The following is an 18,170-nucleotide window of genomic DNA, read 5'->3' as shown; positions in this document are numbered from 1 at the left end:
CATCGCGCTCCAGAATGCCTGCTCCCGTAGGACACAAAGCAGGAGACAAACGTGAAGCGCTTCCTCCAGACCGCCCGCCTGGCCTTGCTCGCCGCGGCCTGCGTGGCCGCCCCGCTGGCCGGCGCCCAGGACTTCCCGAAGAAGCCGATCCGCCTGGTCGTGGGCATGGCCCCCGGGGGCTCGAACGACACCGTGGCGCGCATGATCGGCACCGAGCTGTCGAAGACGTTGCCGCAGCCGGTGATCGTGGAGAACAAGCCGGGCGCGAACAGCACCATCGCCACCGCCGAACTGAAGCGGTCCGCCCCCGACGGCCACACGCTGATGATCGTGATCTCGTCGCATGTCACGAACACCTTCCTGTATCCGGGCCTGAGCTACACGCTCAACGACTTCGCCCCCGTGTCGCTGATCGCGGACACGCCCTTCGTCCTGGTCGCCAACCCGAAGTTCGCGCCCAACACCGTGAAGGAACTGATCGCCACGGCCAAGGCCGGCAAGATCGATTTCGGCACGCCCGGTTCCGGCTCCACCCAGCACATCTCCATGGAGCTCATGAACCAGATGGCCGGGATCTCGATGAACCACATCCCGTACAAGGGCGGCGCGCCGGCGCAGCAGGACCTGCTGGCCGGGCAGATCCCGCTGATCTTCGCCACGCCCACGCAGAGCCTGCCCTTCCTCAAGGACCACAAGCTCAAGCCGCTGGCCGTCACCTCCACCAAGCGGCTGGACCTGCTGCCCGACGTGCCGACGCTGGCGGAATCGGGCATCCCGGGCTACGACGCGAACGTCTGGTTCGGGATCATCGCCCCGGCCGGCACGCCCCCGGCGGTGGTGAGCTTCCTCAACGGCGAGATCTCCAAGGTCATCAGGAAGCCCGAGTTCCAGAAGCGCCTCACGGAGCTGGGCCTCGCGCCCATCGACGGCTCGCCCGCGCAATTCCAGAAGCTCATCGACCAGGAAAAGGTGAAGTGGGCCGACGTGATCAAGAAGAGCAACCTGAAGCTGGACTGAGCGCCCGGCATTTCCACCCGAACCACTGCACCCGAAGTCCATGGCCACGATCGAATCCGTTTCCGTCTGCATCGCGCGCGTTCCGCTCGCCAATCCGGTGACCTTCTCCACCCGGCAGGTCAAGGCGCGCGAGTACTGCCTCGTCAAGGTCCGCTCCACCGACGGCCAGGAAGGCCTCGGCTACTGCTACGCCGTCAACAGCGCCGGCCGGCTGCTGTCGGTGGCCGTCACCGACCTGTTCGGGGCCCGCCTGGTGGGGCAGGAGTCGCTGCGCGTCGAGGGCCTGTGGTCCGAGCTGTACCAGGAAGCCCTGCTGCTCGGTCGCGCCGGCGGCGTGATGCGCGTGCTGTCCGCCATCGACATCGCGCTGTGGGACCTGAACGCCCGCACGGCCAACCTGCCGCTGTACCAGTACCTCGGCGCCAAGACGCTGGGCCGCGTGCCCGCGTACGCCAGCGGCGGCTACTACCAGCCCGGCAAGACTCCGGACAAGCTGGCGCAGGAGATGGAGCAGCACGTCCGGGAAGGCTTCCGCGCCGTCAAGATGAAGGTCGGCCTGGAAAGCGCGGCCGGCGAGCGCAAGCGCATCGCGGCCGTGCGCGAGGCGATCGGCGACGACGTGCGCCTGATGCTGGACGCCAACAACGCCTGGCGCGACCTGCCGACGGCGCTGGAGTACATGCGCGTCCTCGAGCCCTACAACCCGTTCTGGATCGAGGAGCCGTTCTCGCCCGACGACATCGCCAACCACGCGCGGCTGGCCCGCGCCACCCGCGTGACGGTGGCCACCGGCGAGATCGAGGCCGGCCGCTGGCGCTTCAAGGACCTGATCGAGCAGGGCGCCACGACGCTGCTGCAGACCGACGCCACGGTGTGCGGCGGCATCACGGAATTCCGCCGCATCGCCGCCATGGCGGACAGCCACGGCCTCACCGTGGCGCCGCATGCCTGGCACGACGTGCACGTGCACCTCGTGGCGGCGACCCCCAACGCCACCTACGTCGAGTGGATGCCCGACGACCACATCGTCAACTTCCGCCGCGTGATCGACCGCCAGCTCGTCGCCGACAACGGGGACCTGCTGCTGCCCAAGCTGCCGGGCCTCGGCTTCCGCTTCGACGATGCGGCCCTCGAGGAGTTCGGTGTCGTGTATCCCGGCGCGGAGGGTCGCTGGCAGACCGTGCGATGAGTGCGCCGGCCGCGTCGCCGCTCGGCCTGCTGCTTTCGGACCAGGTGGATGGCGCGTACGGCGCGCGCCTCGATGCGGTTGCGGCGGAGCGCGGCGTAGCCTTGCGGCGGCTGCCGCTGTCGCAGGCGGCCGGGACGCTCGACCAGATCGACCTCGCGTTCTTCTCGCGCGACCTCTACGAGGGCAGTTCGCTGCGCAAGCCGGGCGTGCTGTCGGACCTCTTCTTCCGGGTGGCGGACGCGGCGCCGCGGCTGCGCTGGCTGCACGTGTTCTCCTCCGGCGTGGACCTGCCCCAGTATGGGCCGGCGCTGCAGCGCGGCGTGCGCGTGACCGGTTCCACCGGCGTGACGGCCATCCCGATCGCGCAGAGCGCGGTGGCGGCGATCCTCGCGCAGTCGCGCGGCTTCGACCACTGGCTGGCGGCGCAGGCACGCCGCGAGTGGGCGCCGCTCACGGGCGCGCAGCGGCCCAGGGAGCTGCAGCAATTGCGCGTGGTCGTCGTCGGCGCCGGCGCGATCGGCTCGGAGATCGGCCGCCTGCTGAAGGCGCTGGGCCTGCACGTGACGGTGGTGCGACGCAGCGCCACGCCGACACCCCCGTTCGACCGCACGATCGCGCTGGCGCAACTCGATGAAGTGCTGGGCAGCTGCGACTGGCTCGTGCTGGCGGTGCCGCTGACGGAGGCCACGAAGGGCCTGCTCGATGCGCGCCGCCTCGCCCTGCTGCCGCCGTCAGCCCGCATCGCGAACGTGGGGCGCGGCGAGCTGGTCGACGAGCAGGCGCTGTGCGACGCGCTGCAGGCCGGGCGCCTGCGTGGCGCCTACCTCGACACTTTCGTGGAAGAGCCCTTGCCGCAGCGCTCGCCCTTGTGGGAGCTGCCCAACGTGTGGATCACCCCGCACAACTGCGCGGCTTCGCAGGGCCACGAAGAGCGCGTGGTGGGCAGCTTCATCGAGAACTTCCGGCGCTGGCTCGGCTAAGCTGGCGCGTCGCAGTATTACTCCTCATTCCTCATGCAAGCTCCCGTCACCAACCCCGCCCCGCTGTCTCCCTTCCACCTGGCCTTCCCGGTGCACGACCTCGCGGCGGCGCGCCAGTTCTACGGCCAGACGCTCGGCTGCCCCGAAGGCCGCAGCTCGGACGAATGGATCGACTTCAACTTCTACGGCCACCAGATCGTGGCGCACCTGGCGCCTTCCGAGACCGGGGCGGCGCAGCGCAACGCCGTGGACGGCCACGGCGTGCCGGTGCGCCATTTCGGCATCGTGCTGCCGCTGGCCGAGTGGCAGGCGCTGGCCGGGCGCCTGAAGGCCAGGGGCACCCAGTTCGTCATCGAGCCCTACATCCGTTTCCAGGGCCAGCCCGGCGAACAGGCGACGATGTTCTTCCTGGATCCGTCGGGCAACGCCATCGAGATCAAGGCCTTCGCGGACATCACGAAGCTGTTCGCGAAGTAGGGGCGCCGCGCGCGCTTCCGAATGACGGGAAAATGGCACGATGCACCACAGACAACTCGGACCTTTCACCGTCTCCGCCATCGGCTTCGGCTGCATGAACCTCAGCCATGCGTATGGCGTCCCGCCCAGCGCAGAGCAGGGCGAGCGCGTGCTGCGCGCCGCCATCGAGCAGGGTGTCACGCTGTTCGACACGGCCGCCCTCTACGGCTTCGGCAGGAACGAGGAACTGGTGGGCCGCGTGCTCAAGCCGCACCGCCAGGACATCACCCTCTGCAGCAAGGGCGGCCTCGCGGGCGTTCCCGACGCGAGCGGCATACTCAAGCGCGTGATCGACGGCCGCCCCGACACGATCCGCAGGAACTGCGAGGACAGCCTGCGCCGCCTGCAGACGGAGGTCATCGACCTGTACTACCTGCACCGCTGGGACAAGGCCGTTCCCATCGAAGACAGCGTGGGGGCGATGAGCCGGCTGGTGGAGGAGGGCAAGGTTCGCATCCTCGGCCTGTCCGAGGTTTCCGCCGCCACGCTGCGCAAGGCGCACGCCGTGCATCCCATCGCGGCGGTGCAGAACGAGTATTCGCTGTGGACGCGCAATCCGGAGATCGCGATGCTGGCGGCCTGCCGCGAACTGGGCGTCGCCTTCGTGCCCTTCAGCCCGGTGGCGCGCGGCTTCCTGTGCGATGCCGTCCACGACGTGGGCAGCTTCGAGGCCAAGGACATCCGCCGCGCGATGCCGCGCTTCGAGCCGGAGAACCACGCGCGGAACCTGCAGTTGCTGCCGCCGTACAAGGCGCTGGCGCGCGAGGCGGGATGCACCCCGGCCCAACTTGCGCTGGCATGGCTGCTGCACCGGGGCGACAACGTCATCCCGATCCCCGGCACCACCCGCGTGGAGCACCTGCGCGAAGACCTCGCGGCGGCCGACCTGCGCCTGGACGCGAACCTCGTCGGCAGGCTCGACGCGCTGATCAACCAGCACACGGTGGCGGGCAACCGCTACAGCGAACAGTCGAACCGCGAAGTGGATACCGAAACGTTCTAATCGGGCAGCCATGCCGCTTGCGGTATCGGGGATTGACCTAAGGAAACTCCTATTTCGGTTGGCATGCCAACGACCCTAGAGTGGCCGGCTGGAGACAACGCGGCCGCGCCGCTGGGAGCATGCGTGAACCGGAACCTCACCAAGTGGATCCTGGCGGGCGCGGCGGCGGCCGCGCTGGCGGCGTCCCCGGTCCTCGCGCAGCAGATGCAGCCCTGGGAAAAGGATCTGTACGAGGCCGCGAAGAAGGAAAAGCCGGTCACCGTCTACACGGCGCACTACAACACCGACGAAGCGGCGGCCCTGTGCGCCGGCTTCGAGAAGAAGTACCCGGGCCTCAAGTGCAACTTCGTGCGCACCACCGCGCAGGTGGCCTTCCAGCGACTGCAGCAGGACATGCAGGCCAACGCGCCGGTGGCCTCGGTCTTCAGCAGCACCGACGTCAGCCACTACCCCGAGCTGAAGAAGAAGGGCCTGCTGCTCGACTACAGGCCGCACAACGCCGCCCAGATGGTGGACTCGCTGAAGGCCTACAACGACAAGGACGGCCAGTACTGGGTGACGGCCGCGGCCCTGATGCTCCTGACCTACAACACGGCGGAGGTGCAGGAGAAGGACGCACCGAAGAACTGGCCCGACCTGCTCGATCCGAAGTGGAAGGGCAAGGTCTCCATCGGCCATCCCGCCTACAGCGGCTACGTGGGCACCTGGGTGGTGCTGATGCAGAAGCTCTATGGCTGGGACTACTTCACGAAGCTCGAGAAGAACCAGCCGCAGATCGGCCGCTCGGTCAACGACACGGTGACCATGCTCAATTCCAAGGAGCGGCTGGTGGCGGCGGGTCCCGAGGCCACCACCCTGCTGTCGCGCGACAAGGGCAACCCGCTCGCGGTGGTGTACCCCACCGATGGCGCGCTGCTGATGGTGTCGGCCAGCGGCATCCCGAAGAACGCGCCCTCGCCGAACGCCGGCAAGCTGTACATGGAGTACCTGCTGTCGAAGGAAGCCGGCGAGATCCAGGTCAAGTCGCACTCGCTGTCGGTGGTGAAGGGCGTGGCGCCCGGGGCCGGCGCCAAGCCGCTGGAGCAGATCAAGGTGGTGCGTCCGACGGAGGACGAGATCACCAAGGGCATCCCGGAGGTCAAGGAAAAGTTCCGCGACACCTTCGGCGTCTGAAGCAAGGGCCGAAGCAGTAGATGGCCTACGCCAAGACCGCCCTGGAGGAAGCCGCGCTGCCGTCCGGCGGCGGCCTCGCGCAGCGCTGGAGGCACTGGGACAAGACCTCGCTGGTCTGGCTCGCCGCCATTGCGGTCCTGGTCTTCCTCGTGGTCAATCCGCTGGTGCGCCTGTTCGCGGTCAGCTTCCAGGATGCCAACGGCGCCTTCACGCTGGCCAACTACGTCGGGGCCTACGGGCGCAGCCGGCACATCGAGGCCCTCCTCAACTCGCTGGTCCTCGGCGTGTCGGCCGGCGCGCTGTGCCTCCTGTTCGGCGTGCCCATGGCCTGGGCGCTGTCGCGGACCGACATGCCCTGCAAGGGGCTGGTCTGGATCGCGATCCTCGGCACCTTCATCATCCCGCCCTACCTCGGCGCGGTCGGCTGGATCCTGCTGGCGGGCCCCAACGCCGGCTGGCTCAACAAGGTGGTGGTGGCGCTGACCGGCGCCGACAAGGGCCCCTTCAACATCTACTCGATGCCGGGGCTGGTGCTGGTGGTGGCCTGCTACAGCTTTCCCTACGTCTTCGTGCTGACCAAGTCGGCGCTGGACCTGGTCTCCTCCGAGATGGAGGACGCGGCGAACATCCTCGGGGCGGGGCATCTCAGGACGACCTTCCTGGTCACGCTGCCGCTGGTGCTGCCGTCGATCCTGGGCGCCTTCATCCTGGTGTTCCTCGAGGCGATCGCCCTGTTCGGCTCGCCGGCGCTGCTGGCGCTGCCGGCGCGCTTCCACGTGGTGACGACGCAGTTGTGGCAGTTCTTCGAGTTCCCGCCCAAGGTGGGCCTGGCGGCGGCGTACGCCATGCCCCTGCTGGCGATCACCATCCTGCTGTTCTGGCTGCAACGGCGCATCACGCACCGCAAGGGCTACGTGTCGCTCACGGGCAAGGGCGGCGAGCGGCGCTCCATCGCGCTGGGGCCGTGGAGGTGGGCCGTGCTGGGCTGGTGCCTGCTGGTCACGACGCTGTCCTTCTTCCTGCCGCTGGTGGTGATCTGCCAGGCCGCCTTCGCCAAGGCCTGGGGCCGCGGCTGGTCGCTGGACAACCTCACGTTCCGCAACGTCTACGCGATCGTGTTCGAGAACGCGCTGACGCGCACGGCCACGCTGCACACCTTCCTCTACGCCGGCGCGGCCTCGCTGATCGCGCTGGTGCTGGCGATGTGCATCGCCTATGTCACCAACCGCAACCTGGTGAACCGGCACGTCGGCAGCGCGCTGGGCTTCCTGACCATGGCGCCTTTCGTGGTGCCGGGCATCGTGCTCGCCATCGGCTTCTACGCCGCCTACACGCGGCCGCCGCTGCTGCTGTACGGGACGGCCTGGATCCTCGTCCTTGCCTTCACCACGCGCTTCCTGCCGATCGCCTTCGTCAACAGCAACGCGGCGATCCGCAGCATCAACCCGGAATTGGAAGAGGCCGTGCGCACGCTGGGCGGCTCCCGTCTGGCCGCCATCCGGCACGTGGTGCTGCCGGTGCTGAAGCGCAGCATGGCCGGCGCCTTCATCCTGGTGTTCATCCCCGCCACGCGCGAGCTGAGCACCGCGATCTTCCTGTACTCGATCGACACGCAGGTGCTCTCGGTGCTGCTGTTCGACAAGAGCGACGAGGGCAACTTCGAGACGCTGGCCTCGATCGGCCTGGTGCTGGTGGTGATCACGGTGGCCCTGATCCTGGCGGGCTTCCGCCTGATGGGGCGCGACTTCATGCTGAGGAGGACCGTCGCGTGAGCGCCGCACGGCCGCCCGAAGGCGCTCGCCCCCTGCGCTCGCGGAGGGGGGAGCCGGAGTCGAAGACGCAGCCTGGGGGAGGTACTTCATGAGCCAATTGGTCTTGCGCAACGTGAGCAAGATGTTCGGAAAGTTCACGGTGGTGGACGGCCTGAATCTCACCCTGCGCGACGGCGAACTGGTGTCGCTGCTGGGGCCTTCGGGCTGCGGCAAGACCACGACGCTGCGCATGATCGCGGGGTTCATCAACCCGAGTGCGGGAAGCATAGAACTCGACGGCAAGGTGATCTCCTCGGCCCAGTCCAGCCTGCCGCCCGAGAAGCGCGGCATGTCGATGATCTTCCAGAGCTACGCGATCTGGCCGAATATGACGGTGGGCGAGAACGTCGCCTTCGGATTGAAGCTGCAGAAGGTGCCGGCGGCCGAGGCGCAGCGCCGGGTCGACCAGATCCTCGACGTGGTGAAGCTGCGCGCCCTGCGCGACCGCTATCCGGCGGAACTGAGCGGGGGCCAGCAGCAGCGCGTCGCGCTGGCCCGCGCCATCGTCGTCAACCCGAAGGTGCTGCTGCTCGACGAGCCGCTGTCCAACCTGGACGCCAACCTGCGCGAGGAGATGCGCTTCGAGATCCGCCGCCTGCACGACGAGTTCGACATGACCATGGTGTATGTCACGCACGACCAGGCCGAGGCCATGGTGACCTCGGACCGCATCGCCGTCATGAACCAGGGCCGCATCGAGCAGATCGACGCGCCCTTCGATCTGTACGCCCGCCCGCGCACGCGCTTCGTGGCGGGCTTCATCGGCCGCACCAACCTGCTGACCGGCAGGCGCAGCGACGACGTCGTCGATTTCGGCGGGCTGCGCCTGCCTTCGCGCGCCCTGGCGCCGGACGGGCGGCTGCCCGACGAAGTGCAGGTCTCGATCCGCCCGCAGGCCATCCAGCTGCTGCGCGACCGCCCCGCCGAGCGGGATGCGCGTTGCTGCGTGGAGGCCAGCATCCAGCGCCGCTCCTATCTCGGCGAGTCCTGGGATTACCACATCCACCTCGGTCCGGCGCTGGAGCCCATCCGCGTCAGCGCCCGGCCCGGCGAAGTGTTCGAGGTCGGCCAGGCGATCTACGCCGAGATCGACACCTCGCAGATCACGCTCGTTTCCAATTAGACCGTCAACCGAAGGAAAATCGTTCCATGCCGCTTCCCCTCGAAGGCATCCGCGTTCTCGACCTCACCAACGTCATGGCGGGGCCCTACTGCAGCATGGTGCTGGGCGACCTGGGCGCCGAGGTGATCAAGCTGGAGAGCCTCGAGGGCGACAGCACCCGCAACTTCGAACCCAAGGTCAACGACGAGTCCTACTGCTTCGCCGTGCTGAACCGGAACAAGAAGAGCATCTCGGTCGACATGAAGGCGCCCGCGGGAAAGGAAATCGTGCTGAAGCTGGCCGCGGGCTGCGACATCGTGATGGAGAACTTCCGCCCGGGCGTGGTGAAGAAGCTGGGCATCGACTACGAGGCCCTGAAGCAGGTCAACCCGGGAATCATCTACGCCTCCATGTCCGGCTTCGGGCAGACCGGCCCCTACGGCAGGAAGGGCGGCTTCGACATCATCGCCCAGGGCATGTCCGGGATCATGATGATGACGGGGCACCCGGGCGGCCGTCCGGCCAAGGTCGGCATCGCGATGAACGACATCGCCTGCGGCGTGACCACGCTGTACGGCATCCTCGGCGCCTTCATCGGCAAGCTGCGCCACGGCCAGGGCCAGTACATCGAGACCTCGCTGCTGGAAGCGGGCATGGCGTGGAGCATCTGGGAGTTCGGCGCCTACTTCGGCAACGGCGAACTGCCGACGGCCACCGGCACGCGCCACCGCCGCTCCGCGCCCTACCAGGCCTTCCGCACGAAGGACGGCTACGTCACGGTGGGGGCCTCCGGCGACAAGCTGTGGCGCGCCTTCGTCACCCAGGTCGTCGAGCAGCCGCACTGGCTGGAAGACCCGCGCTTCGAGCGCAATCCGCTGCGCGTGAAGAACGCCGACGCCCTGGAGGCGCTGATCGAGGAGGTCACGACGACCCAGCCCACCGCGCACTGGGTGGAGAAGCTCGATGCCGCCGGCGTGCCGGGCGGCCCGGTCTACACCTACGACCAGACCCTGGCGGACCCGCACGTGCAGCACCGCCGGATGGTGTACGACATCGAGCATCCCGTGATCGGGCCGATGAAGACGTTGGGCCTGCCGGTGAAGTCCACGGGCGAGCTCACGCAGATCCGCAAGCCGGCGCCACTGCACGGGCAGCACACCGCGGAGGTGCTGCGCGACCTCGGCTACACGCAGGCGCAGGTCGGCGCCCTGGTGGCGGACGGCGTGGTCCGCGCGGCGGAAGTACCGGCATGAGCAGCGCCGCCATGAAGAGAACGCTCGCGCAGAAGGACGGCGCGATCGGCTGGATCACCTTCGACAACCAGGCGCGGCGCAACGCCATGTCGCTGGCCATGTGGAAGGGGCTGTACGAGGCGGTGAGCGCCTTCGCCGCCGACCCCGAGGTGCGCGTGATCGTGCTGAAGGGCGCGGGCGACAAGGCCTTCGTGTCCGGCGCCGACATCTCCGAGTTCGAGGAGAAGCGTTCGAGCGAGCAGACCGTGCGCGCCTACGACGAGGTGGCGCATGCGGCGACCCACGCCCTGTCGGAAGTGAACAAGCCCACGATCGCGATGATCCGCGGCTTCTGCGTGGGCGGAGGCGTCGCGATCGCGCTGTCGTGCGACCTGCGCATCGCCTCGGCAGACTCGGTCTTCGCCGTGCCGGCGGCGAAGCTGGGCCTCGGCTATGCGTTCGAGGGCGTGCGCAAGCTGGTGGACGTGGTCGGGCCGTCGTTCGCGCGCGAGATCTTCTACACGGCGCGGCAGTTCGCGGCGGAGGAAGCGGCGGCGATGGGCCTGGTGAACCGGCTGGTGCCGGTGGACGGGCTGGAGTCGTACGTGCGGGATTGCGCCGCCACCATCGCGGCCAATGCGCCGCTGACGGTCGCCTCGATCAAGACGCTGGTGGCGCAGGCGCTGAAGGACGAATCCGAACGCGACGCCCGCCTGTGCCGGGAGGTGGTGGCGCGCTGCTTCGCGAGCGCGGACTACGTCGAGGGCCGCACGGCCTTCATGGAAAAGCGCAAGCCGAAGTTCACGGGTCGGTAAGCGCGCCGCTGCTGGCCAGCGGCGGCTGCGGCACGGCTCGCCGCCCCCCGTGCAGGATGGACAGGCCGGCGCCCACCAGCAGCGCGATGCCGGCCCAGGCCACGGCGTTCGGCACGTCGCCCCACACGGCGTAGCCCAGGAGCACGGCGAACAGCAGACCCGCGTAGCGGAAGGGCGCGATCAGGCTCATCTCGCCGGCGCGCATGCTGACCGTCAGCAGGAAGTAGCCGCCACTGAGGAACACGCTCGCGGCGGCGAGCAGGCCGAACTGCCGCCAGCTCACGGCTTGCCAGGGCTGGAACAGGCCCCACAGTCCCGCCAGCAGCGTGACCGACAGCGCCGTGCTGAACGTGATCAGGATCGACGGGATGCCCCGGTCGATGGTGCGCGTGACCAGGTCGCGGCTCGCGTGCAGCAGGGTGCCGGCCAGGCACAGCAGGGCGTAGGCGTTGAAGGCGGCCCCGGTCGGCTGCACGACCAGCAGCACGCCGGTGAAGCCGGTGGCGATCGCCAGCCAGCGCCTGGCGCCGACGCGCTCCTTGAAGGCCAGCACGGCGAACAGGGTGATGAACAGGGGCGTCGCCATGTTGATCGCCGTGGCGTTCGCGATCGGCAGGTGGAACAGCGAGCTCAGGTAGACGACCGTCGCGAACGAGTCGAACAGCGCCCGCAGCAGCACGCGCCGGTCGCCGAGCGAGCGCAGCCGCGGCAGCGCGCCCAGGCCGCGGGCCACCGCGAGCAGCAGCAGGCTGGCGAGCACGCCGCGCACGAAGATCAGCTCGGAGGCCGGGAGCGTCTGGCTGACGTATTTCACGAGGGCATCGTTGGCGACGAAGCTGGCCATGCCGGCCGCCATCGCGAGCACGCCGCGGCGGTTGGCCGCCCGCAGCGCGTGGGAGGAATCCGTTGTCATGCGGCCGCGATCTTACTTGCGGCGCGGTCGGCCATGCGGCGTACTTGATCTCGATCAAACAAGGGCCTTTTGGCTCGGGAAAAACTTGCGAAGCACTCTTTGCCCACCATGAACCAGCCACGCCCCATCTTCGGCACCACCATCTTCGATGGCTCGCAGGCGCGCAAGGGCTATGCCCTCAACCGCATGTGCTTCTCCTTCAACGACGCGGCCAACCGCGCGGCCTTCAAGGCCGACGAGGAAGGCTACATGCGCAGCTACGCGCTGAACGAGCAGCAGTCGGCGGCGGTCCGGGGACGCGACGTGCTGGGGCTGCTGGCCGCGGGCGGCAACGTCTACTACCTGGCGAAGTTCGCCGGCATCCTGGGCCTGGACGTGCAGGACCTCGGTGCGCAGCAGACGGGCATGAGCAAGGAAGAATTCAAGGCGCGCCTGGTGCGCCAGAACGATCAGCCGGCGGCGACCGCCGGCTAGCAGGAGACAAGAACATGGCCAGGATCATCGGTGGACTCACCACCTCGCACGTGCCCGCCATCGGCGGCGCGATCGCCCGGGGGCTCCAGCAGGAGCCCTACTGGAAACCCTTCTTCGACGGCTTCCTGCCCGTGCACGCGTGGCTGGAAGAGGTCAAGCCCGACGTCGCGGTCGTCTTCTACAACGACCACGGCCTCAATTTCTTCCTCGACAAGATGCCGACCTTCGCGGTGGGCGCGGCGCCGGAGTACCGCAACTCCGACGAGGGCTGGGGCATTCCCACGCTGCCGCCCATCCCGGGCGAGGTGGATCTGTCCTGGCACGTGATCGAGCAACTGGTGGCGAGGGATTTCGACGTCACGACCTGCCAGGAGATGCTGGTCGACCACGCCTTCACCATCCCGCTGAAGCTGTTCTGGCCGAAGTCCTGCCCGGTAAAAACCGTGCCGATCTGCATCAACACCGTGCAGTTCCCGCTGCCCAGCGCGCGCCGCTGCTACCAGCTGGGGCAGGCGGTGGGCGAGGCGATCCGTTCCTGGGACAGCGACAAGCGCGTGGTCGTGATCGGCACCGGCGGCCTCTCGCACCAGCTCGATGGCGAGCGCGCCGGCTTCATCAACAAGCCCTTCGACCTGAAGTTCATGGACAGCCTGGTGAGCGATCCCGAGTGGGCGACCCAGTACAGCATCCACGAGCTGGTGGAGAAGACGGGCACCCAGGGCGTCGAGCTGCTCATGTGGCTGGCGACGCGCGGGGCGGTGCCGGGCTTCGTGCGCAAGGTGCACACGAACTACCACATCCCGATCTCCAATACGGCGGCCGGCATGATGGCCCTGGAGTGCCTCGACTAGCCTCATCGCGCAGTAACGCCTGCGCTTGAAGCGGTCCGGGGGCGGGCGCATACTGCCCCTTGCCAATTCAGGTGAGGAGGCCCCGATGAAGCACGCGGCCGAGCCCGAGGTCCACGCCAGCCTCAGCATCTTCGAGAAGTCCTGCGTGTACTGCGGCGCGCGCTTTCGTGTGCTGGCCGCGCAGGACGCCGACGCGAACCAGTCCCGCAGCTACGACTGCCCGGCCTGCGGCAAGAGCTACGAGCTGCAGGCCGCGGGCGAGCCCGAAGTGCGCCTCCTGCGCGGTCGCACCGACGGCAAGGACGACCACTACCAGGAAACGATGTTCTGATGCGCCTCAGGGCGCGGAGAGGCGGGCACGCGCAAGCGCGCCGGGCCGAGCATCGCCTCCGTCAACCCGCACTCCGCGATCCGCTGCGGCAGCGGCAGCCCGCGCGCCAGCGCGGCGCACGCCTCGCCCATCGCCGGCGAGGTCTGGATGCCGTAGCCGCCCTGCGCGGCCACCCAGAAGAAGCCCGGCGCCGCCGGATCGAAACCGCCCACCAGGTCGCCGTCGGCGACGAAGGAGCGCAGGCCGGCCCAGGTGCGGGTCGGACGGCGGATCTCCAGGGTGGTCATGCCCGCGATGCGGTCGATCGCGATCGCGATGTCCAGTTCCTCGGGCTGCACGTCCTGCGGCGGCACCGGGTCGGCATTGGCGGGCGAGCCGAGCAGCGCCCCGGCATCGGGCTTGAAGTACCAGCTTTCGTCGGCGCTGATCACGCAGGGCCAGGCCCGCACGTCGAGGCCGGCGGGCGGCGCGAAGGTGAAGGCGGAGCGGCGCTTGGGCTGCAGGCCGATGGCCGGCACGCCGGCCCGCTGGGCCACCACGTCGGCCCAGGCGCCGGCGGCGTTAAGCAGCACCGGGGCCCGGAACGCGCCCTGCGGCGTGGTCACCTGCCAGTCCGCGCCCACGCGCTCGATGCGCGTGGCCTCGGCATCGCAAACGACGGTGCCGCCCGCGCGCCGCAGTCCGCGCAGGTAGCCCTGGTGGATCGCGTGCACGTCCATGTCGGCGCCCGGTTCCAGCACGGCGCCGATCACGCGTCCGGGCTGCAGGCCCGGCACGATCTCCAGCGCCTGCGCGGCACTGAGCCGGCGCGCCTCCGGTGCCATCGCGTGCAGCAGCCGCCAGTGCGCTTCGAGCAGGTCCTCCTGTCCGGGGGCGGCGACGAGCATGCAGCCGCGCGGCGTCACCAGCGGGTGCTCGCTGAAGCCGGGCGGCGGCGACTCGAGGAAGGGGCGACTCGCGCGCGACAGGGCGCGCACCTGCGCCGTGCCGTAGCTGTCGATGAACATCGCGGCCGACCGCCCCGTCGAGTGGTAGCCGGGTTGCGATTCGCGCTCCAGCAGCGCGACGCGCGCGTGCGGGGCGAGCCAGTAAGCGACCGAGGCGCCGGCGATGCCGCCGCCGATGACGAGGAAATCCGTTTGCGCGACCATGCGGGATTGTAGGAAGCGTGAACTCCGTCCCACTTGACGGGCGTCGCCATCCCTCGAGGCGATGGTGCGCGCGCGGGCGAAGTGCCATCATGGCCGCTCGCCAGCCTGCCAGGAGGGACGCACATGATGCAGGAAGCTCCCCGTCGCAAGGGCGCACCGTCCCCGGGTCCCCGAGCCTCGCCAAGCGCCGGCGCGGCGGCGCGCGCCACCCCGCCGCCGGTCTGGGGCCGACTCACCGCGGTGCTGGTCGCGCTGGCCCTCTTCGTGGCGTTCGCGGTGCTGCAGGCGCCACGCGGCGATCCGCTCGCGCCGGAGCCCTCCTGGCTCAGCGGGGAAGGCTTCCTCTCGCCGCGCGAGGAGAACCGCTGGCTGCGCGCCGGTGCGCAACGACCGGTGCTGGCTTCGGTCGCGGTGAATGCGACGGGGCCGGCGGCGGCGGCGAGTGCGGACGGAGCCTTCGTCCTGCTCAGCGAGGACGGCGGGCGCCTCTGGCGTGTCGCGGCTGCGGACGAGATGCCGGCGGAGCTGCGCCGCCAGCTGCAGCCGCCCCGCCAGCTGCAGCCGCCCCGCCAGAAGGCCGCGGCCGCGCCGCAGCTCGTGCGGCAGCTCGTGCCGACCGCGCTGCAGGCGGAGCAGCGGCCCCCCTCGAAGGCGCCCGCGCCCGACTCGAAGGCGGAGGGGAAGGGCGCGCCGGTGCAGCAGCAGGCCGTGCCCAATGCGCCGGCCGCGCCCAATGCGCCGGCCGCGCCGCCGGCCACGGTGCAGCGGCCCTTGCCGCCGCAGGCGAACACCCCGCGGCTACCCGAGGGCTACCGCATCCTCGCCACGCAGTGGCTCGACGAAGCGCGGGGCAGCGCCCTCGCCGCCGGCGCCGACGGCGTCGTGCTGCGCACGCTCGACAGCGGCCGCCATTGGGAAGAACTGCGCCGCCGCCCGGGCCAGACGCTCAAGGCGCTGGCCGTCCTGCCCGATGGCGGCGTCGTGCTGGCGCTGGCCGACCGCACCATCGTGCGCGGCGACCTGGCGCGCAACGCCTGGCAGGAGCCCGCCTGGCGCAAGTCGCCGGCGCCCTGGCTGTGGGCCGTGCTCGCCTTCTTCGCGCTGGCGGCCCTCGGGACGGCGCGCGAGCGGCTGGTCGCGCGCCGGGCCGCGGTGACGAGCGCCGGCGTGCTGGAGCAGGCGGTTTCCGACGCACCGATCGCCGATGCGGCCCAGGACCGCCTCGCCTTCCGGCCGGTGGTGGAAGCCCTCAGCCGCTTCCTGCGCCACAGCGGCACGCAGCCGCCGCTCGCGATCGCGATCAATGCGCGCTGGGGCATGGGCAAGAGCAGCTTCATGGCGATGCTGGCGGGCGAGTTGCACGGGCGCGGCGCGCGGCCGGTCTGGTTCAACGCCTGGCACCACCAGCACGAGGAGGTGCTGCTGGCGCCCCTGCTGCAGGCCATCACGCAGCAGGCGATCCCGCGCTTCTTCAGCTGGCACGGCCTCGCGTTCCGGGCCCGCCTGGTGGTGGAGCGCTGGCGCCGCGGGGGCTGGGCCACGCGCATGGGATGGGTGGCGCTGCTGTCCGTGCCGGCCTATCTCGCCTGCCTGGGCGCGCGGGTGCATTCCGCCGCGCCGCCGGCGCTGGCGGACGGCTTCTTCCGCGACGTCTATTCCGTCTTCACCCACGTGACGGTGGGGCCTTGGCTCGCCACCGCCGCGGGCGGCGGGCCCCTGGACCTGCTGGGCGCAGCGCTGCGCGCCATCCAGCAGGATCCGGTGACGACGCTGATCGCGCTGGGCGTCGTGTTCCTCGCCGCGTGCTGGGCGATGCTGTGCATGTTCCTGCTGCGGCCCTTCCCGGCGAAGCCGGCGGTGCTGCTGTCCAGCCTCGGGACGAAGTTCACGGTGACGCAGGCCGAGGCGCAGACCGACTTCCGCCGCCGCTTCCGCACGCACTTCGGCGAGGTGGCGCGCGCGCTCGGCGCCCGCACGATGACGATCTTCATCGACGACCTCGACCGCTGCAGCCCGCCCAAGGCCGCGGAACTGCTCGAATGCGTGAACTACCTGTGCGAAGCCGGTCCGTGCTTCGTCATCCTCGGCACCGACCGCCGCATCGTGGAGGCGCAGATCGCGAGCGCACACAAGGCGCTGGCCGAGGAGCAGGCGGCGATCCGGCGGGCCGAACAGGGGCAGCAGCCGGACCGCGACCCGGTCGCGCGCGAGTCGCAGGCGGTCGTCGACCGGCTCGCCTATGCGCGCGTCTACCTGCGCAAGCTGGTGCAGCTGGACGTGAAGCTGCCGACGCTCGAATCCGCCTGCGCGCTCGACATGCTGCTCGGTCCGGAGCCGGGCGGAGACGGCGCCAGCTCGGAGCACAAGCGCGCGCCGGGCCTGCGCGGAGCCTTGCGGGCGGCAAGGGAAGGGGTGGAAGCGGCGCGTCCCCGCATCGCCGCGGCGGCCGGATGGATCGCCGCGCTGCTGGTCGTCTTCGGCCTGCTCTGGCAGATGGACGACACCGTCGCCCGCATGAAACTGGAGACGCGGCAGGCGCGCGAACAGCTCGGACGCGACATCCAGGCGGTGCGCGCGCAGCTGGAGGACGCCCGCGCCTACGAGCACTGGGTGCGGCTGAAAGGCAAGGCCGCCGCGGCACCGCCGGAGGTGGTGGCGAGCCTGCTGGCCCGGGCCGATGCGGTCGAGGCCGGCGTCAAGGGCATGGAGCAGGCGCTGGTGCTGCTGGAGGCGGAAGTCGCCAGCGGCGCGCCGGACCGTTTCGACAGCATCCGCAAGACGCGCTTCGAACCGGCGGCGGCGAATGCGCGGGCGCTGATCGCCGGTGGCCAGCCGGATGGCGAGGACTGGCCCGGGCGCAGCGAGCGCAAGGGCACGGCGGGCGGCGACAAGGGCGCCGGCAACGCCGATGCGGCCAGCCCCGGAGGCGCCGCGGCCCCGGACGCGCCGGTGGGCGACACCGTCTGGTGGCCCGCCGGACTGACGGTGGCGGTCGTGCTCGCCGTGCTCGCCTGGGGCTGGGCCCGGCGCGAGGAGTACCGGGTGCACGCCACCCCGGAATACCGCGCCGCCGTGCAGGCCTGGCAGGCGCAGTTGCTGGCGCAGCAGGAGACGGCCAGCCCGCGCGAGCTGAAGCGCTTCCTGAACATCAGCCGCTACGCCGTCGCGCGCCTGCGCAAGGGGGACACCGCGCCGGTGTCCGAGGCGCGGCTGGTGGAACTGAGCGCGCGCTGGATGATGGCGCGCGGGCGGCCGCAGGCTGAAGTCCGCAAGGCGATGCTGCAGCCGGTGGCGTCGGGCGGGGCGCCGAGCGCGGGGGATGTGGACGTGTTCCTGCAGATCGTCGGGGACCTGGATGCGGGCGAGGCGCCGCCGCAGCCGGTGGCGCCGGTGGCCGTCCTGCCGCCGATCGCCGTGCGGGCCGAGGTTCCTCCGCTCGCCGTGGCGAAGGCCTGAAATTCCTCGTCATCCCTGCGGAGGCGGGGTGCAGGGCACCCAAGGGAATAGGTTCTCCGCCGATCTCCGGGGAGGCTGCAGGACCGGGTTCATTTCCGCCGGGTGAGGGAATCCGCGGGTGTGCGCAGTGGCCTTCTTGCCGGACCAGAGCGGGGC

At 70.1% G+C, this 18,170-nt stretch carries 16 protein-coding genes; 14 read left to right on the top strand and 2 right to left on the bottom strand.

Going from position 1 to position 18,170, the window contains the following annotated elements; genetic code table 11:
* Positions 1 to 51: 51 nt before the first annotated feature.
* The 10 genes from JJ685_RS02730 (at position 52) to JJ685_RS02685 (ending at position 10,838) form a co-directional block, all read left to right on the top strand.
* On the top strand, positions 52 to 1,017 hold the full coding sequence (locus tag JJ685_RS02730; protein ID WP_201672628.1) for a Bug family tripartite tricarboxylate transporter substrate binding protein: 966 nt from the start codon (positions 52 to 54) through the stop codon (positions 1,015 to 1,017).
* Between the two features lie 40 nt (positions 1,018 to 1,057).
* On the top strand, positions 1,058 to 2,206 hold the full coding sequence (locus tag JJ685_RS02725) for a mandelate racemase/muconate lactonizing enzyme family protein (protein ID WP_201672627.1): 1,149 nt from the start codon (positions 1,058 to 1,060) through the stop codon (positions 2,204 to 2,206).
* Complete coding sequence (locus JJ685_RS02720; RefSeq protein WP_201672626.1) at positions 2,203 to 3,186, top strand: D-2-hydroxyacid dehydrogenase; 984 nt, start codon at positions 2,203 to 2,205, stop codon at positions 3,184 to 3,186. Before JJ685_RS02725 ends, JJ685_RS02720 begins: the two co-directional genes overlap by 4 nt.
* A gap of 33 nt (positions 3,187 to 3,219) precedes the next feature.
* Positions 3,220 to 3,663, top strand: a complete 444-nt coding sequence (locus tag JJ685_RS02715) for a VOC family protein (protein ID WP_201672625.1) — start codon at positions 3,220 to 3,222, stop codon at positions 3,661 to 3,663.
* A 40-nt stretch (positions 3,664 to 3,703) separates the two neighbouring features.
* Positions 3,704 to 4,705 (top strand): aldo/keto reductase, encoded by a 1,002-nt coding sequence (locus tag JJ685_RS02710; RefSeq protein WP_201672624.1) that lies wholly within the window; start codon positions 3,704 to 3,706, stop codon positions 4,703 to 4,705.
* Between the two features lie 123 nt (positions 4,706 to 4,828).
* Positions 4,829 to 5,878 (top strand): ABC transporter substrate-binding protein, encoded by a 1,050-nt coding sequence (locus JJ685_RS02705; RefSeq protein ID WP_201672623.1) that lies wholly within the window; start codon positions 4,829 to 4,831, stop codon positions 5,876 to 5,878.
* 20 nt (positions 5,879 to 5,898) lie between these two features.
* Positions 5,899 to 7,650 carry an ABC transporter permease gene (locus JJ685_RS02700; RefSeq protein WP_201672622.1) on the top strand — a complete coding sequence of 584 codons (1,752 nt, stop codon included), beginning with the start codon at positions 5,899 to 5,901 and terminating at the stop codon, positions 7,648 to 7,650.
* 88 nt (positions 7,651 to 7,738) lie between these two features.
* Positions 7,739 to 8,812: an ABC transporter ATP-binding protein gene (locus JJ685_RS02695; protein WP_201672621.1), complete on the top strand. Its 1,074-nt coding sequence runs from the start codon at positions 7,739 to 7,741 to the stop codon at positions 8,810 to 8,812.
* Between the two features lie 26 nt (positions 8,813 to 8,838).
* Complete coding sequence (locus JJ685_RS02690; RefSeq protein ID WP_201672620.1) at positions 8,839 to 10,044, top strand: CaiB/BaiF CoA transferase family protein; 1,206 nt, start codon at positions 8,839 to 8,841, stop codon at positions 10,042 to 10,044.
* An 11-nt stretch (positions 10,045 to 10,055) separates the two neighbouring features.
* Complete coding sequence (locus JJ685_RS02685) at positions 10,056 to 10,838, top strand: enoyl-CoA hydratase (protein WP_236598659.1); 783 nt, start codon at positions 10,056 to 10,058, stop codon at positions 10,836 to 10,838.
* Here the strand turns inward: JJ685_RS02685 and JJ685_RS02680 are convergent.
* A complete protein-coding gene (locus tag JJ685_RS02680) occupies positions 10,825 to 11,751 on the bottom strand; it encodes a DMT family transporter (protein WP_201672618.1) in 927 nt (308 codons plus the stop codon). The genes JJ685_RS02685 and JJ685_RS02680 overlap by 14 nt on opposite strands.
* 108 nt (positions 11,752 to 11,859) lie before the next feature.
* Between JJ685_RS02680 and JJ685_RS02675 the strand changes: the two genes are divergently transcribed.
* The 3 genes from JJ685_RS02675 (at position 11,860) to JJ685_RS02665 (ending at position 13,407) form a co-directional block, all read left to right on the top strand.
* Positions 11,860 to 12,225, top strand: a complete 366-nt coding sequence (locus JJ685_RS02675; protein ID WP_201672617.1) for a protocatechuate 4,5-dioxygenase subunit alpha — start codon at positions 11,860 to 11,862, stop codon at positions 12,223 to 12,225.
* Positions 12,226 to 12,239: 14 nt separating this feature from the next.
* Positions 12,240 to 13,076: a class III extradiol dioxygenase family protein gene (locus JJ685_RS02670; protein WP_201672616.1), complete on the top strand. Its 837-nt coding sequence runs from the start codon at positions 12,240 to 12,242 to the stop codon at positions 13,074 to 13,076.
* A gap of 85 nt (positions 13,077 to 13,161) precedes the next feature.
* Positions 13,162 to 13,407, top strand: a complete 246-nt coding sequence (locus JJ685_RS02665; protein WP_201672615.1) for a hypothetical protein — start codon at positions 13,162 to 13,164, stop codon at positions 13,405 to 13,407.
* On the opposite strand, the gene JJ685_RS02660 is transcribed toward JJ685_RS02665, so the two are convergent.
* Positions 13,386 to 14,558 carry an NAD(P)/FAD-dependent oxidoreductase gene (locus JJ685_RS02660; protein WP_201672614.1) on the bottom strand — a complete coding sequence of 391 codons (1,173 nt, stop codon included), beginning with the start codon at positions 14,556 to 14,558 and terminating at the stop codon, positions 13,386 to 13,388. The two genes, JJ685_RS02665 and JJ685_RS02660, sit on opposite strands and share 22 nt — an antisense overlap.
* A gap of 123 nt (positions 14,559 to 14,681) precedes the next feature.
* Between JJ685_RS02660 and JJ685_RS02655 the strand changes: the two genes are divergently transcribed.
* Positions 14,682 to 18,014, top strand: coding sequence for a KAP family P-loop NTPase fold protein (locus tag JJ685_RS02655; protein ID WP_201672613.1), 3,333 nt, complete (start codon positions 14,682 to 14,684; stop codon positions 18,012 to 18,014).
* The last annotated feature ends 156 nt before the right edge of the window (positions 18,015 to 18,170 follow it).

This window comes from Ramlibacter monticola (assembly GCF_016722785.1).
GTDB classification, from domain to species: domain Bacteria; phylum Pseudomonadota; class Gammaproteobacteria; order Burkholderiales; family Burkholderiaceae_C; genus Ramlibacter; species Ramlibacter monticola.
This window is presented reverse-complemented; position numbering and strand designations above follow the sequence as displayed.

Coding starts and splice junctions, on each gene's coding strand:
- JJ685_RS02725 (WP_201672627.1), top strand. CDS start 1,058: ATGGCCACGATCGAATCCGTTTCCGTCTGCATCGCGCGCGTTCCGCTC.
- JJ685_RS02720 (WP_201672626.1), top strand. CDS start 2,203: ATGAGTGCGCCGGCCGCGTCGCCGCTCGGCCTGCTGCTTTCGGACCAG.
- JJ685_RS02715 (WP_201672625.1), top strand. CDS start 3,220: ATGCAAGCTCCCGTCACCAACCCCGCCCCGCTGTCTCCCTTCCACCTG.
- JJ685_RS02710 (WP_201672624.1), top strand. CDS start 3,704: ATGCACCACAGACAACTCGGACCTTTCACCGTCTCCGCCATCGGCTTC.
- JJ685_RS02700 (WP_201672622.1), top strand. CDS start 5,899: ATGGCCTACGCCAAGACCGCCCTGGAGGAAGCCGCGCTGCCGTCCGGC.
- JJ685_RS02695 (WP_201672621.1), top strand. CDS start 7,739: ATGAGCCAATTGGTCTTGCGCAACGTGAGCAAGATGTTCGGAAAGTTC.
- JJ685_RS02690 (WP_201672620.1), top strand. CDS start 8,839: ATGCCGCTTCCCCTCGAAGGCATCCGCGTTCTCGACCTCACCAACGTC.
- JJ685_RS02685 (WP_236598659.1), top strand. CDS start 10,056: ATGAAGAGAACGCTCGCGCAGAAGGACGGCGCGATCGGCTGGATCACC.
- JJ685_RS02680 (WP_201672618.1), bottom strand. CDS start 11,751: ATGACAACGGATTCCTCCCACGCGCTGCGGGCGGCCAACCGCCGCGGC.
- JJ685_RS02675 (WP_201672617.1), top strand. CDS start 11,860: ATGAACCAGCCACGCCCCATCTTCGGCACCACCATCTTCGATGGCTCG.
- JJ685_RS02670 (WP_201672616.1), top strand. CDS start 12,240: ATGGCCAGGATCATCGGTGGACTCACCACCTCGCACGTGCCCGCCATC.
- JJ685_RS02665 (WP_201672615.1), top strand. CDS start 13,162: ATGAAGCACGCGGCCGAGCCCGAGGTCCACGCCAGCCTCAGCATCTTC.
- JJ685_RS02660 (WP_201672614.1), bottom strand. CDS start 14,558: ATGGTCGCGCAAACGGATTTCCTCGTCATCGGCGGCGGCATCGCCGGC.
- JJ685_RS02655 (WP_201672613.1), top strand. CDS start 14,682: ATGATGCAGGAAGCTCCCCGTCGCAAGGGCGCACCGTCCCCGGGTCCC.